At 54.8% G+C, this 14693-nt stretch carries 13 protein-coding genes; 1 reads left to right on the forward strand and 12 read right to left on the reverse strand.

All coding sequences use genetic code 11. The features are described 5' to 3' along the window. Positions 1-9 precede the first annotated feature (9 nt). The 7 genes from H8Z83_RS13090 to H8Z83_RS13120 form a co-directional block, all read right to left on the reverse strand. Positions 10-549, reverse strand: coding sequence for a hypothetical protein (locus H8Z83_RS13090; RefSeq protein WP_187015457.1), 540 nt, complete (start codon positions 547-549; stop codon positions 10-12). Beyond that, complete coding sequence (locus H8Z83_RS13095; RefSeq protein ID WP_187015458.1) at positions 546-1217, reverse strand: hypothetical protein; 672 nt, start codon at positions 1215-1217, stop codon at positions 546-548. The genes H8Z83_RS13090 and H8Z83_RS13095 overlap by 4 nt, the downstream gene beginning before the upstream one ends. After that, the gene (gene pilM / locus H8Z83_RS13100) at positions 1214-2221 is read right to left on the reverse strand and encodes a pilus assembly protein PilM (protein WP_187015459.1); all 1008 of its coding nucleotides are present in this window, start codon (positions 2219-2221) and stop codon (positions 1214-1216) included. Before pilM ends, H8Z83_RS13095 begins: the two co-directional genes overlap by 4 nt. Positions 2222-2251: 30 nt before the next feature. Then, entirely contained in the window at positions 2252-3034 is a 783-nt protein-coding gene (locus H8Z83_RS13105; RefSeq protein WP_187015460.1) for a prepilin peptidase, read from the reverse strand. A 189-nt stretch (positions 3035-3223) separates the two neighbouring features. Then, a complete protein-coding gene (locus H8Z83_RS13110; protein WP_187015461.1) occupies positions 3224-3640 on the reverse strand; it encodes a prepilin-type N-terminal cleavage/methylation domain-containing protein in 417 nt (138 codons plus the stop codon). A gap of 74 nt (positions 3641-3714) precedes the next feature. Beyond that, positions 3715-4923 (reverse strand): type II secretion system F family protein, encoded by a 1209-nt coding sequence (locus tag H8Z83_RS13115; RefSeq protein WP_187015462.1) that lies wholly within the window; start codon positions 4921-4923, stop codon positions 3715-3717. Positions 4924-4942: 19 nt separating this feature from the next. Beyond that, positions 4943-6631: a GspE/PulE family protein gene (locus H8Z83_RS13120; protein WP_187015463.1), complete on the reverse strand. Its 1689-nt coding sequence runs from the start codon at positions 6629-6631 to the stop codon at positions 4943-4945. A 562-nt stretch (positions 6632-7193) separates the two neighbouring features. Here H8Z83_RS13120 and H8Z83_RS13125 point away from each other — a divergent pair. Beyond that, the gene (locus tag H8Z83_RS13125; RefSeq protein WP_187015464.1) at positions 7194-8150 is read left to right on the forward strand and encodes a pilus assembly FimT family protein; all 957 of its coding nucleotides are present in this window, start codon (positions 7194-7196) and stop codon (positions 8148-8150) included. A 145-nt stretch (positions 8151-8295) separates the two neighbouring features. Here H8Z83_RS13125 and H8Z83_RS13130 read toward each other — a convergent pair whose 3' ends face one another. From H8Z83_RS13130 to H8Z83_RS13150, 5 genes are all read right to left on the reverse strand, one after another. Beyond that, positions 8296-8580 (reverse strand): hypothetical protein, encoded by a 285-nt coding sequence (locus H8Z83_RS13130; protein ID WP_187015465.1) that lies wholly within the window; start codon positions 8578-8580, stop codon positions 8296-8298. Next, positions 8549-9520, reverse strand: a complete 972-nt coding sequence (locus tag H8Z83_RS13135) for a replication initiation protein (RefSeq protein WP_187015466.1) — start codon at positions 9518-9520, stop codon at positions 8549-8551. Before H8Z83_RS13135 ends, H8Z83_RS13130 begins: the two co-directional genes overlap by 32 nt. A 2652-nt stretch (positions 9521-12172) precedes the next feature. Continuing rightward, complete coding sequence (locus H8Z83_RS13140) at positions 12173-12535, reverse strand: hypothetical protein (RefSeq protein WP_187015467.1); 363 nt, start codon at positions 12533-12535, stop codon at positions 12173-12175. Continuing rightward, a complete protein-coding gene (locus H8Z83_RS13145; RefSeq protein ID WP_187015468.1) occupies positions 12535-13641 on the reverse strand; it encodes a ParB/RepB/Spo0J family partition protein in 1107 nt (368 codons plus the stop codon). The genes H8Z83_RS13140 and H8Z83_RS13145 overlap by 1 nt, the downstream gene beginning before the upstream one ends. Beyond that, positions 13641-14465 (reverse strand): ParA family protein, encoded by an 825-nt coding sequence (locus tag H8Z83_RS13150; RefSeq protein WP_187015469.1) that lies wholly within the window; start codon positions 14463-14465, stop codon positions 13641-13643. The genes H8Z83_RS13145 and H8Z83_RS13150 overlap by 1 nt, the downstream gene beginning before the upstream one ends. Positions 14466-14693 lie beyond the last annotated feature (228 nt).

A 14693-nucleotide genomic window follows, 5' to 3' on the forward strand; every position in this document is an offset into this window, starting at 1 on the left:
GTCCTTCCGTCAGGAGGCCACCTCAAAATACGTGATCACCAGATCCGTCTGCACCAGATCCCGGTCCCGGCCCTGATTGGTCCGGATACTCAGATCGGAGATCTGGTTCATATTCTCGCTTTCGCTCAGGGCGTCCACAATGGCCCGCGCCTGGGCGTAGGTATGGGTCTGGAAGCTCATGGTCACCGGCCGCAGAACGATGTAGCTGTCCTGCGTGGTGCTCTGGGAAAAGTCCAGAGAGTAGTCCACCGCAGAATCCAGAATGCGGTGAAGGTCCAGCATGAGCCTTCTGCTGTTGTCATACTGAGGGATCGTCCGCTCCTCGCCGGAGGCCCGGACCTCCTCGATCTTGCGCTGCATTTCCTGTTTCCGCGTCAGCAGGATCAGATCCTGCTCCAGCTCGCTCTGCTCCTGAGAGGTCGTGTCCTGATACTGAGCCACCTGATCCTGAATCGGCTCAAAGATCAGCTTGAAGTAGCCCAAACAGATGACCAGAACCACCAGGATCAGCAGCAGGACCGTTTCCCGTCTTGTCAGTTCCCGATTCATTCCGCCACCTCCGTTTCCGGCTGCAGATAGATCTTCACGGAGAAGCTCAAAACGGAAGCCGCCTTGTTTTCCTCCGTGGAAGCCACATTCAGCTCCACGCTCTGCACGATGGGCTGCTCCTCCATCACGGCGAACATCTCGGAGATCTGGTCCAGCCGCATATCGGACATCTCCACCTCGGCAGCGTCATCCAGGATCTCGACGGAGAGCACCTTGCCGCGGGGCATCATCAGGTCCTCCACCAGATCCAGCACATCCCGCCGGGGGACGGTGACCAGCTTGCCCTCGCTGTCCGCCATGCCGTCCAGAGAGCTGCTCCGGTACTCCGCCAGCACCTGCTCGTAGTCCGTCAGCTGCTCCTGACAGGCGGTGAGCTGGCTGTGGACCTTTCCGTAGGCGCTCTGGGCCTCGGACAGACGCCGGTACTGCTCCATCACGCCGAACCGGGCCACCAGACCCGCCATCAGCAGGATCACCGCCAGACCGATCACCAAGGTCAGCATTTCTCCGGTGCGCTTTTCCCGCTTGTTCATATTGATGCCCGTCTTGCTGGGGCATTTGATCATTTTCCGGGGGGCAGCCCCGCTGGGGGCAGGCTCATAGGGGATGGCTTCCGCCGGCTGCTGCGCCGGAATGGAGACCTCCTCCCGCTCTTTTTCCAGAATCATTTCAATCCTCCCTCACAGACGCTGCCGATGGCCCGCAGATACAGCCACGGCTCCTCGGCCGGGCGCATCCCCTCGTCCAACAGCTCCTCGCCGCCCCGGACCGTCAGGTTCACCGTGTCGGCCACGGTCTCCCGCAGCGGCATGATGGCCGCGCCGCCGCCGCAGAGATACAGCTCCTTCAATTCCCGGTCCCGGTTGTTGTAGTGGTAGAAATTGACGGCCTTCATGATCTCCACCGCCAGACGGCTGTAAAATTCCTTGGAATACTCCGTTTCCAGTACACCGTTGAAATTGCTCTGCTTATACTCATGGGCCACATGGATCTCCACGTCCAGCTTGTCGGCGATGATCCGGTCCAGATCCGCCAGACCCATGTCGATCTCCCGGACGCCCACGCACTCGCCGCCCTGCAGGAAGTGCATCCGGGTCACCCGATGGCCCAGATTCACCACGCAGCGGCCGATCTCCGGCGCGCCGGTGCGGCGGATGTGCTCCGCCATCAGCGCGCCGTAGGCGCATTCCAGAGGTGTCAGCACCTTCAGCTTAAAGCCAGCCCGGCGGAACATGGCCCGGTAGGCCTCCACCCGCTCCTTCAGCATGGCACAGGCGAACAGATCCATCTCCAAGGGATAGCCGTCCGGATCTCTGCGAACCTCCCGCACGGAATAGTCGAAGAAATACTTGCTCTTCTCCTCCGTCAGGAAATCATGGAATTCAAAGGGCAGATTGTAGGCCAGCTGCTGCTCCGTCATGGCGGGCATGGTCACGTCCCGGGTATAGGCATCCGCCAAGGACAGGGACACCGCCGCCCCTGCCCGCGGAATGCCGTTGGCCCGGGCGGTATCCCGCAGGAAATCCGCCATAGCGTCCATGGACAGGATGCGCCCGTGGGACACCATGGCGTCCGGCAGTTCCGCGCACACCGACTTTTTCAATTCATTACCGGCAAAATATACCAGCTTGACACTGTGATCGCCAATTTCAAAGCCTACGATCTTCCCCATGTCATGTCCTCGCTTTCTCGATAAAAAGACTCAGGCAAAAAAACCCAGATACCAGTTGATAAACGGCTGTCCCGCCAGAGCGGTGATCCATGCGCCGACGGCGATGGAGGGTCCCCACGGGATGGCCTCGCCCCGCCGTTTTCCGGCGAGGCCCCATACGATCCCCACCACGCAGGCCAGGACCAGACACAGCAGGTTCCCTTTCCAGCCGAAAAAGAGCCCCGTCAGAAACAGCAGCTTGATGTCGCCGCCGCCCAGCGTCTCCCGCTTCATGCGCTTGTCCATATAAAGGGACAGCAGCAGCAATCCGCCGGCTACGGTCACACCGCCCAGCGCGCCGTCCAGCGCCCGGCGGAGCGGTTCCGGCTCCCAAAATAAGGTGGCGACGAACAGCACAGCACCAACCGCCACAAAGCGGTCGGGAATGATGTACCCCTCCAGATCCGCGAAGGCGCAGGCCAGCAGCACACAGGCCAGCAGCCACCCTTCGAGGGTTTGGAGCGAAATATCATTTTGGAGCAGCAGGCTCACGAACACCGCCGCAGAGATCAGCTCCCCCCACACATGGCGGGCGGAGAGCTTTGCGCCGCAGTAGCGGCACTTGCCCCCGGAGAGCAGATAGCTGAACACCGGCACCAGATCCCGGACGCCCAGCACATGGCCGCAGACGTCGCAGTGGGAGCGCCCCCGGAGAACGGACTCCCCGTGGACGGTGCGCCACGCCAGACAGGCCAAAAAGCTGCCCGTACAGGCGCCCAGCAGGGCCGCCACCGCGCAGCAGTAAACGGTGATGAACGGAGACAGGCGCAGCATGATTGCTTCCTCCTTGGCGTAATGTTCCTTCGTGGGGGATGGCCGCCAACCCTCGGCCACCCCCTTTCGCTATCTTATCCGGTGAAGGATGAGCCCTCTGCAGAAACGGCTCATCCAAGAAGGAAGGGGGCGTTCCCCCGCCGGAGCGACCGCTCCGGCGAGGGCTCGAAAGAGATGAACTTGCTTAAATTACTTTTCAGGAGAATCAATCGATTCAACCGTATTCGTGCCCTTTACGATTTTATAAGTAATCTTGTCACCCTTTGCCCATTCGGCAGTAAGTCTCCCGCCAATCTTGTCAATCATACCAGCATCTGTACTATCTGCTTTGCAGACATAGTCATCACGACCTGTTGCATCGGACTTTACCGTACCGTCTTTTTGGAGATAGTAAGTAGTATCAGCACTATGATTCTCGGTCATAGCAGTAATCTGGGCACTGGCATAACCGGAGCGAATGTTGGCAAGGTCCGTTGCGGCGTTGGCCTTCTTGAGGGTGCCAGAGAAGGTGGGGATCGCAATGGCAACCAGAATGGCAATGATGGCAACAACGATCAGCATTTCCATCAGGGTGAAGCCCTTTTTATTGGTGAACTTCTTGAGCATAGTGAAGTTCCTCCTTTTTTAAAGTTCTATTTATATCGCCCGGAGCGGGGTGGACGCCCGGGGAGATACCAAATTCAGATACTGCCGTACATGGAGAACATGGGCAGGTACACTGCCAGCAGCAAAATGACGGTGATGACCGCCAGCACGATGATGATGACCGGCTCCAGGACCGCCAGCAGCCGCTCCGTCATGGTGGCGGCCTCGTGGTCGAAGTAGTCTCCGATCACGTCCAGCGTTTCCTCCAGAGAACCGGAGCGCTCGCCTACGGCGACCATTTCCGTCAGCATTTTGGGGAAGCACTCCACGCCCTCCATGCTGTCGGCAATGCCGCGGCCCCGCTCCACGCCCTCCTTCACCTTCCGGACGCCCAGAGAGAACACATAATTGTCCGAGATCTGGCTGACGATGCCCAGCACCGTCTGCACCGGAAGACCGGCGGCCAGCATAGTGGACATGGTGGAGGCGAACTGCCCCGACAGGTGCAGGGTGTGGAGCCGCCGCAGGGGCGCCCGCCGCAGCGCGTAGTTGGCGATGGCCAGCTTGCCCCGCTCCGTCCGCTTGAAGGACAGGTAGCCGATGGTCAGCAAAGCCAGAATAAACAGGATCAGCCACCACCATTTCGTCAGAAAGGCGCTGGTGCTCATCAGCCACCGGGTCACCGCGGGCAGGTCCGTACCCAGGTCCGCAAAGGCGGAGGTAAAGGCGGGGACCGCCACCACCATGATGATGGCGAACACGATGATGGCCGTGACGATGACCATGACGGGGTAGGTCATGGTGCTGACGATCTTGGCCCGGGTCTTGGCGGATTTGTCGTAATACTTGTAGAGACGCTTGAAGCACGCTTCCAGCGCGCCGGACTGCTCGCCGGCCCGGACGGTCTCTACAAAGGTCTTGGGCAGGCCGGGGATGTTGGTCTCAAAGCTCTGGGCCATGGAATAGCCCGCGCCGATGTCCTCGGCGACCTTGTGAAGCATCCGCGCCAGGTGCTTGTTCCGGTTCTGGCCCGCGACCATTTCCACGCAGCGCATCACCGGAAGCCCCGTACCCAGAATGATGGAAAACTGGGAGCAGATCAGAGCCAGATCCTTTTCCTTGATCCGGGTCCGGATGGGGCGGGTAAGAACACTGTCCTTTTTCTCCCGCACCTCCTCCAGCTTGATCACAAACGCGCAGGTATCCCTCAGCTTGGAGACTGCATCATATTCATCATAGGCGCGGATCACACCGGAAACCTTGGAGCCCTCCGGCGTCTGTCCCTTATAACGATAGGTCGTCACGCTGTTTCACCTGCTTTGTTCATTCGTCCAATGTGGAGTTGATGGTCCGGGCGGCTTCCTCCGCCGTGGTAATGCCCCGGAGGACCAGATCCCGGCAGCTGTCCCGCATGGTGCGGTAGCCGTTTTTCTTCGCGGCGGCCAACAGCTCATCGTAGGCCGCGTCATCGTTCACCAGACGGCGCACCTCCCTGTTGACCATGAGGATCTCAAAGGCCGCCCGGCGGCCGACGTAGCCGGTGTGGCGGCACTCCGGGCAGCCGACACCTTTATAAAAGGTGGTCTGGCTGTCCTCCGGCATACCCAGCAGGGCCAACTCTTCCTCGCTGGGCTGATAGGCGGTTTTGCAGTGGGGGCAGATCTTGCGCACCAGACGCTGGGAAATGACGCCCCGGAGGGCGCTGGCGATGAGCCACGGCTCCACGCCGATGTCCCGCAGACGGTAGACGGCGGAGACGGCGTCGTTGGTATGTAAGGTGGACATGACCAGATGGCCCGTGATAGCAGAGCGCATGGCGATGCCGGCGGTCTCGCCGTCCCGGATCTCGCCCACGGAGATGATGTCCGGGTCCTGACGGAGGATGGCCCGGAGGCCGTTGGCAAAGGTCATGCCGGTCTTTTCGTTGATCTGGCACTGGCTGACGCCGGGGATGTGGTATTCCACGGGGTCCTCCAGCGTGACGATATTGACCTCGTCCCGGGCCAGATCCCGGATCATGGCGTACAGGGTGGTGGATTTACCGGAGCCGGTGGGGCCAACCAGCAAAATCACGCCGCCGGTGTTTTTCAGAAGGGCGTTGTACAGCTCCAGATCCCGGCCCTCGATGCCAAGGCTCTCCTTGTCCAGGTTCCGGTTGGACTTATCCAGCAGACGGAGCACGATCTTCTCGCCGTAAACCGTGGGCAGAGACGAGATACGCAGATCGACCTCGTGGCCCTTGAGCTGCACCACCGCCTGACCGTCCTGCGGGATCTTGTGCTCGGCGATGTTCATGCCGCCCATGATCTTCAGGCGGGAGATCACGGTGCTTTGCAGCTCCGTGGGGACGGTGAACAGGCGCTGCAGCAGACCGTCGATCCGCATCCGCACCACCATTTCGCTCTCCTGCGGCTCCAGATGGATATCGCTGGCCCGCTCGTGGAACGCCCGCTCGATGAGGCTGTTGACAAAGCGGATGGTAGGGGCGGAATCCGCGGTCTCCCCGGTCATCTGCGCCGGGACGATGTCCGGCGCGGCGGTACCGGCCTCCCGCTTCATCTCCTCGATGACGCGGGCGGTGCCCTCGTTGCCGTACAGGCGGGCGATGGCCTGCTCGGTGGCCTGACGGGTGGCGATCATGGGGATCACCTTTTTCCGGGACGCCGCCTTGACCTGCTCCTGGGCCACGAAGTCCAGAGGGTCGCTCATGGCCAGATACAGGGTGTCCTGCACCAGCTTCACCGGCACCACGCAGAATTTCCGTGCGATATTGCGAGGCACATACCGGGCCAGCTCCACCGGGATGGAGACCGCCGTCAGATCCACGAACTCGACGCCCAGCTGGATCTGCAGCGCGTCGATGAGGTTCCGCTCTGTAATGAAGCCGTTCTGCATCAGCACGTCGCCCAGACGCTGGTGGGTCTCCTTTTGGACGGCCAGGGCTTTATCCAGTTGTTCCTGCGTGATGACGCCGGAGGCGATCAGCAGATCGCCCAGCCGCATATATGCCATATCTATCACTCCAAAATACGCGCCGCCCCGTTTTTTTTCGCGGCAGCCGGCGCCTTGTCGGCGGGGCCGCCGGTCTTTCTCCCGAAAGCGGCAGGTTTTCTCAAAAATCGACGCTATTTATGTACAGTACATATTATACGGAAACCCTTGAAAAATCAAGGAAAATCCCATTTTTTAGGGTAAATTACAGGCTAAGCTGATGCTTAGTCTCAGCGTGTCGAAAAAGTCTTTTCGCCCCGCTGAGCAAGTTTTCAGAACTTTATAAAAGTTCTGAAAACTGAGGATTTCAATGGCGCAGGACACCCTTCTTGGGTTTCCCGCGCACCCCCTTCCTTACCGTTGCGGAGAATTCACTACTTTATCGATAGTTTCGTTCCTGTCTTGTCTTGTTTCATTCTGCTGAAAAAATGATTTTTTTCGGTGAAACTACTTTATTTTTCGGAATTTTTATATTATAATTGCCCCGCATAATTATTTCGACTTTAAACAGCCAAAATCCGCCGGAATAACCGCGGCCGGATTCTGGCGGGCGTCCCTCGGTGGGACAGGAACTGAGAACGATATGAAGCTAAATCGCAAAGGTTTTACATTGATGGAGATGCTGATCGTCATCGCGATCGTTGCCGTGCTGATCTCCGTCGCGGTCCCGGTGCTTTCCTCGCAGTTGGAAAGGAGCCGGGAGGCGGTGGATCTGGCCAACGTGCGCGCCGCCTATGCGCAGGTCTCCACAGAGGCCCTGCTTGGAAAGACCGATGTCACCGTCACGGTCAATCTGAAGCAGAAGCAGGCCGGGTGGCAGTCGGTGGACCCCGTGAACATCGGCGGCATCGTCCATTCCAAAAATGAAGGTGAAACAGATAACTGGAAGGGCGATGCGGCGCCGGAGGGAAACTGCGTGGTCTCCTATGATGAGATCCACGGTGTGGTGCTCACATGGAGCGGAACGGCAGCGCCGGGCGAGCCCAGCCATCCGTTCGATACCACGCACACGCAGTTTTTTGATAATGTGCTGTATAAAACCGACTTTTGGAAGAACGGTGAGGTAAAACAGTATAATTTTGAGTTTGACTCCCGCTGTCCGGACTCAAGCTACATCCCGCAGATCAAAGAAGCACTCAAAGGAAACATGACCAACAGCCTTCTGCAGCAGGAGAACTGCACCTGGGCTTTTTTAGGGGACGGGCGTGATGGATATACGGCGGACCGCTACCTTTTCTGGACCTCTCTTGACACGAACAAGGTCGGCGCCGGAGTGAAGATCCCCGTGCTCATCCAGACCGGTGACGGGAAATACTATGTTTCCGAAACTACGACCGGGGAGCGAACAAAGGGAAATGGAACTCAGAAAAAAACATACATTGCAGTATCCGAACAGATCACAGAGAAAAAAGACTATAAAAAGTTTTTGAAAGCTGAAGCGCAATACTCTTCTTTGACTGAAGCCTACGATGCCTATGTAAAGGCTCTGGCTGATCCAAAATATGAAGGCGTCCGTGCCACACAGACTTCTGCGCCGTAAGCGGGACCACGGCTTCAGACCTTGCGTCCCAGTCAAATCAAGATATAAAAGCACTTGCGCATGGAAGCAGGTGCTTTTATGGAATCGTCAGGTTTCCCTGCCGTTCAACCGTTCGCTTGCCTTTTCCCGATTTTCCCTGCTTTTATTATATACCGTACATCGATGTACGGTACAAGAGTTTTTTCGTTTCAAGGAAAATTTTTTTCAAAATGTAGGAAATGGGCGTTTCCTGTTGGTTAAATCGCCAAAACTCCTCTCCGGTCTCTCCTTCGGCCGCTGCCGCCCGGGTCTGACCGGCATTTTCCGCCGCTATCCCCTGTTTTCCGAAAGTTCCCGCCAAAAAAAGCCCAGAAACGTAACGTTCCTGGGCTTTGTCTATGTAGGCTTTTGCGCTGATTTTAAAAGGTGATGACCTCTTTGTCCGTTTCAAACTGGGCAGGCTCGCCGTTTTTGATGCTGCGGATGGTATCCAGCATCTGATTGTTGTGCTCCTCCGCCTTGGGGTCGTTGTTCCAGGTGTTCTCGTACTTGAAGATCACATGGGAGATGGAGCGGCCCTTCTTATGCTTGCGGAAGGAGACCTTCAGGTTCGTATACTGGTTGATAAAGCCCAGATTGACCTCAATGACGTTGCGCACAAAGTCACCGGCGCTCTTGTACTTATCGTTGCAGTCGAAGAAATCCCGCAGGTAGTCGATGGCCAGCACGATCTCGTCCGGGTCGGTGGAAATATCTGGGAAGGCCGGGGTGTTCTCCCCCTTGATGATGATATTCACCCAGCTGGTCAGCAGCTCAAAGAGGCGGATGGAATAGTTGGTGGGCAGTTTGATGATGCTGTCGTAGGAATAGAGGGTGAACATTTCGCTCAGGCCGATGAGGTACGGCTTCAGCTCGTCGCTGAGGCGGTAGGTCAAAGTGCCGTCCTTATACTCCACGCTGCTGAGCCAGTGGAGAATCTTGTAGTTGGGCTTGCCTTTCTTATCAGGCACTTCCTTGTCCCGAATGAAGATGACCCGCTGCATGAGGCTGATGTTGATGTCCTGCATGGAGCGGTAGACATTGGTCTTAGGCACCTCCAGAAATTCCGCCAGCTGCGAGACATTGACCTTGTAGGTCCGCAGGTCCTTGTCCCCCTTCATGATCTGGGAGACCGCCAGGCGGATCAGCTTGGATTCCATCAGCGTCAGATCGGACTGCTTGCTCCGCAGCAGCTCGTTGGCCTGCACGATATTGAAGTCCTTGCTGTAACGGATGGCGATGCCGCTTTCCCCGGACAGATTGTCCTCCGGTGTCTCCTGGATCAGCGTATAATTGTCACGCTCCTCAGCGTCTGCATTTACATCCGGGATCTGGATCTGTTTTTCTTCCATGTTCTTCTCCTCTGTGCGGCTTTTTGCAAATTCATTTATTATCATATTCCATTTACGAAAAAGAGTCAACCCAATTTTTCGAAGTTTGTGGTTTTTCCTTCCTGCCCCTTTGACTGGCCTGCTGTCTGCCCGGGCAGCCGCCCTGCCCTGCTGCGGCAGCCCTTCTGCTATTCACGAGGTTTTGATTCTTCTAAGCCGCCTATGAGCCGATTCTGCTTATGGAATGCTGCATTATTCACGAGGTTTTGATCTCGTTTTGGGGATTTACGAGGTTTTGATCTCTCCCCTCTCCCGCCGAAGGGCATTTACGAGGGCAATGTCACTCCGGCAGCCTATTTACGAGGTTTTGATCTCGTCTATTGTACCATTTTCGGTATGATCGTTCGAAATTGCTGTTTATCGGTAAGCTCTGTAAAGCATTATTACTTTTCACTGCTTTTTGTGAATTTCAACCCCTCTTATGCGGAGCAGCCCTGTTTTTCCCGCCTCTTTTCCGGCAAAAATCAACGTTTTTCGTAGAAACCGCCCAATCTGACTCTCAATATCTTGTTGCTTTTTTATGAAAGTGAATCACATTTGGTGTCCACCTCCGGCCTCTCCCAGCGTCACCCCATTTACGAGGTTTTGATCTCGTTTTGGGGATTCCGCACGTCGGAGAGAGATACAAACCTCGTGAATCAGCTCCCTGCGCCACGCCAGCAGAGAGATCAAAACCTCGTGCATAAAGCCTCCGGAACTTGTGTGCTGAAGATCAAAACCTCGTATATAGCAGCCCGTCTGAGTGTCGGAGGCGAGATCAAAACCTCGTATATACATTATATATAGTATATATATTGTCTTTCCTGAGATCAAAACCTCTTAAATCAAGTCTCCCTGGGTGAAAATGCGAGATCAAAACCTCTTAAATCATGCCAGAAACGGCAAGTGGAGAGATCAAAACCTCGTGAATAATGCAGCCTTCCATAAGCAGAATCGGCTCATAGGCGGCTTAAAAGAATCAAAACCTCGTATATACGCGGGCACCGCCCATTTTTTCGTGGTTAAAATGTTCTTAAATTAGAAGCTTTTCGAGAAATCGCCTGTGGATCTCCTAAATTTTGTTCCCGGTTTTTTCGTCATTTTTTGAGGGCAAAATTGAGACATTGGCCTCGTAAATCAGCTGATTTCGGTATGAAAAGAGAGATCAAAACCTCGTATCAAAAGATACATCCCTCGTACTTCAGAGATAAAACCCTCGTCTATATACGATACAAACCTCGCAGAAACGAGATACAAACCTCGTACCGGGAGGGGCGATACTTATTAAATAAAAATGATAAAATAGAAAAAGTTCTATAAAAGTAGGAAAAACCGACTGAGGTCCCCTACGGGGACTCAGTCGATCCTGCTTTTCGAAGAAGAAGCTTTCTGATATTTACAGGGAAATACGCTCCTCCGACTTCCAGTCAGGAAAACAACTCCATTTCCTTCGATCACAGCGGAGAAACAGACTCTCCGGAGCAAGAAGCTGGAAGAGCAGCGCTTCAATTACGCTTTCTATACGTTCGTCTACTCGGATTCCGAGCCTAAAATCTTCAGAACCAGCTATTCTGCCGACACAAACGTGCTGGAACAGGAAAATGCATGGGAGCGCTGACCGAAAAATGGGCTCACAGGCAAAAGAACACAGAGCCAAGATAACGATACTGCCTTGCTCTTTTAGAGTCTCTCGGTTGTTTTACCCTCTTTTTGGCGACATTTGAGTCATGGGTCCGCAGAAAATCTGCAAAACCCGGTTTAGAACGGTGACAGATCGGTTAAGCTGATGATAGGACCTGTTCTTTGGCTGCGGAGCATTCGGGAGCGATTTGAATTCCGCTATGCGGGAATAAGTTTACATAAAACTTGGCGCAGAAGCAAACGGACCCCTGGACCGGCAGAAAATTATGCCAAGTTCGTCTTTGTGTTCCCATGCTCTAGTCCTTGACACTCAAGGCTTTGGAGCCTTTGGAAACACAAAAGCAAACAGACATAAGATCAAAAATGAACCGGGAGGAAATGATAGATCGCCACAAGTAAACGATTACGTTAAAAAATTAGGCCAATGCCATATACTCATAAGAGGTCTTACAAGAAGAATTTCCTTGCGTACATCGGAGTCGGCGTTGCCTAAAACAGTATACCCAAATGAGACGGTCCCTGTAAATACAGGCCATTGCCCGCGGCCTCTCCCCTTCCCGCAAGGAATGACAGTCGAATGACTGGCTTGCGCTTCCACAAAAGCTGCTGATCGACAAAAAGCAAATATCATGTCGAAAAAGGAAATATCAAGGCCAAGCCAATTTTTTATTTCCGATGGTTCGGCGCTCAAAATATATGCAAGATCTCCCAAAAATCAATTCCCAATTCCCTTTTGTGTTCCTGTGCTCTCCTGAGCCCTTGAAATTACAAGACTTTAGAACCTTTTTAAAAACAAAGTCGAACTGGGACAAAATCAAAAAGGAACTGGAATAAAATGCAGGCTGCTCAATCTCGCATTTGCTGGGATCCTCCCCTCGTGCTTCCGTGAAGATTAGAGGGAGGATGAAAGGATAAAGCGGAATTGGAACCAAAAGAACCCCGGAGAGCGCCCTGTTCAGGTGCTCCCCGGGTAGTTCAGATCCATGATTCACTTCACAACAGCCCCCGCAGATCCAGATAATCCAGCAGAAAGCTGGTGCGGACGGCACCAATACTCGCATTCAACCGATGGGCCAGCTCCAGCATGGCCTCCTGAGTCCCCGGCAGCAGATACACATTCATTCGATTGGAGCTGAGATTGACGGCGTGATTTTTGGTCAGCGTGTAGATCTCAGCCATTTCATGAAGTTCATAGTCCGCTGGCAGGTCTTCCAGCGTTTCTTCCATGATCACCGTCAGCATTTTCGGGACGGAATACCGGTTTTCCGCAGCCAACTGCCGCAATCGGTCCATCAGACCGATATTTACCCGCATTTTCACGGGGACACGCTGCTCCGGGCCTTTTGGACGGGCCATTACTGTCCGTTCCGCAGGAGATCGGCCAGCTCCGCGGCCTCCTTGGCCAGCTTATCCAGACTTTCGACAATGGAACCGTCCCCATCGGCAGCGTCCATTTTCCGCAGAGAATTCAGCCGCCGCTTGCTGGAGGTGATTTTAGAGAGGTCAAACGTGACCTTCTCATACTTTCGGATCAGCGTGGCCTTTTGGGTGCGGACCGCCACATCTCCGGCGGGCTTGGCGTGAACCGGCGGAATAATGGCTTCTTCCAGCCGGGCCAGCTCCGCTTCCCGGCCGTTGGTCATGCGGGCGGCCTGAGCGGCACGGTCCGTGATCCGGGTGACATAGGTATGCTCCAGAGCCTTGTCCCCATTGGACATCTGAATGGCCTTATTGATGGCATTTACATAGAGAATCTGCTCGCTGGGTTCCAGCGGGCAGAGCGACAGGGCCTGTGCGTGAGAAATGGTGCCATTTTGGAAGAATTCCTTCACATCGTCGATCAAGGACTTGTCAAACTGGGTGTAACGCTGGACCGTGGAGTCCGTCATCTGGGTACGGGACTTGAAATATGCCTCGGCAGCCCGGCGATCTACCTGAAATTTCGCCTGCAAATTGTCCAAATACCGGGAAATGCAGGCTTGAATGGTCTTTGCGTCACCGGAAAGGCCCCGAACCATGATATTTGCCTCATCCAAAATGATGAGTTCGGACAGTTCATCCAGACCGGTGTAGGTCTGGGCCTGCACCCGATCCCATTTATGGGCCTTCTGGCCGGTGGGATCGCTTTCCTGCTCCCGCTTTTGCAGCAAACGCAGGGCTTTTACTCGGCGTTCACCGGAAAGCAGCATAAATGTGCCGTCCTCCCGCTGACTGACCACGATGTTGTGCAGCAGGCCGTTGCGTTCGATGGCATCCGCAAGCTGCTGGATACTCTCGTCATCATCGTTGCAGGACCAGAGGTTATGGGGGTTAAATTCAATGTTTCGCAGGAGGATCCGGGTCAATTCCGTGCCTTCGTTCTGGAAGGACATGGCGATCTCCGTTTTTGCCAGATGGTTTTTGGTAGATAATTCCTGGGAACCTTGGGGAATTTGGCTTTTCAGCTTATCAAGCTTACCCATTATTCGTCAGCCTCCTTTTTTGCTAGACGCTGTTTGATCTCATTCCAGAGCTGCATGTAGTCAACGGAGGGATTGGATTTTTTGGCGTAGCGCACCACCGGTACGGCGGCAATGGTGCTTTCTGGCACGGCGCTGCCCTTGCGGATGCCGGTTTTGAAGAGAACAGAGGCGTATTCCGGGTTTTCCTCGAACATTTGCCGCACCAGATTGACGGCAGCCGTCCGCTCCACCTGGGTCAGAACCACGCCTAAAATGTCGATTTTGACATCTTCCCGGGTCTCCAGATCCAAAATCATGGCCAAAGTGGTCTCAAAACCCTCCAAAGAGAAGTTATCACACCGGACAGGGATCAGAACCTCGTCGGCGCAGAACAGGGCGCTGATGGTGAGGTTGTCCCGGGCGGGAGGGGTGTCAATGACGATATAATCATAATCATCGTTGATATTGGCCAGACAGTGGATCAGGAAGGTGTAGTTCTTCATCTTGTACTCGTCCGCCAGCAGATCCAACTGATGAACGGCTCTGGGAGTCTGAGCGGTGCTGGGAATGATATGAACGCCCTCCACGTTGGTAGGGTGGATGTAGGGAGCCAGATCCATCCCGCCCAGATCGAAGTTCATGAACATATTCACCAGACCGTGACCCTTGTAGAAGTTCTCGGCCTTCTTGTGCTGGGTCAGCATGTAGGTGGTGTTGGCCTGCTGGTCCATATCCACCACCAGGACACGTTTTCCCTCGGCGGCCATCAGAGCCGCCAGATTGACTACTGTGGTTGTTTTGCCGGTACCGCCCTTTTCGATGGCAGTTGTCAGGATCAGAGACATAAAACCCCTCCGTTTTGCGTATTTCGGGAGATTTACCCCCGGTTTTGCTGTATTTTTTGCGTTCTCATTATAGCTTGCCTTTCATAGAACTGTCAATATAATACTGCACATTTCTCGGACTTTTCCCAAAAGAAACTCAAATGACACGGACCCTGTAAATGAACCGACAGCAGAACAAACCCACTTGACACGGACCCTATAAATAGCGGCAAGGAGTGTAGAACCTAA

This window comes from Dysosmobacter segnis, from assembly GCF_014297285.1.
In the GTDB taxonomy this organism is placed as follows: Bacteria; Bacillota; Clostridia; order Oscillospirales; family Oscillospiraceae; genus Oscillibacter; species Oscillibacter segnis.

What these genes read in the sequence shown, in the direction of transcription:
- H8Z83_RS13125 (WP_187015464.1), top strand. Translation starts at nt 7,194, where the DNA reads ATGAAGCTAAATCGCAAAGGTTTTACATTGATGGAGATGCTGATCGTC.
- H8Z83_RS13150 (WP_187015469.1), bottom strand. Translation starts at nt 14,465, where the DNA reads ATGTCTCTGATCCTGACAACTGCCATCGAAAAGGGCGGTACCGGCAAA.
- H8Z83_RS13135 (WP_187015466.1), bottom strand. Translation starts at nt 9,520, where the DNA reads ATGGAAGAAAAACAGATCCAGATCCCGGATGTAAATGCAGACGCTGAG.
- H8Z83_RS13140 (WP_187015467.1), bottom strand. Translation starts at nt 12,535, where the DNA reads ATGGCCCGTCCAAAAGGCCCGGAGCAGCGTGTCCCCGTGAAAATGCGG.
- H8Z83_RS13145 (WP_187015468.1), bottom strand. Translation starts at nt 13,641, where the DNA reads ATGGGTAAGCTTGATAAGCTGAAAAGCCAAATTCCCCAAGGTTCCCAG.
- H8Z83_RS13095 (WP_187015458.1), bottom strand. Translation starts at nt 1,217, where the DNA reads ATGATTCTGGAAAAAGAGCGGGAGGAGGTCTCCATTCCGGCGCAGCAG.
- H8Z83_RS13105 (WP_187015460.1), bottom strand. Translation starts at nt 3,034, where the DNA reads ATGCTGCGCCTGTCTCCGTTCATCACCGTTTACTGCTGCGCGGTGGCG.
- H8Z83_RS13090 (WP_187015457.1), bottom strand. Translation starts at nt 549, where the DNA reads ATGAATCGGGAACTGACAAGACGGGAAACGGTCCTGCTGCTGATCCTG.
- H8Z83_RS13120 (WP_187015463.1), bottom strand. Translation starts at nt 6,631, where the DNA reads ATGGCATATATGCGGCTGGGCGATCTGCTGATCGCCTCCGGCGTCATC.
- H8Z83_RS13110 (WP_187015461.1), bottom strand. Translation starts at nt 3,640, where the DNA reads ATGCTCAAGAAGTTCACCAATAAAAAGGGCTTCACCCTGATGGAAATG.
- pilM (WP_187015459.1), bottom strand. Translation starts at nt 2,221, where the DNA reads ATGGGGAAGATCGTAGGCTTTGAAATTGGCGATCACAGTGTCAAGCTG.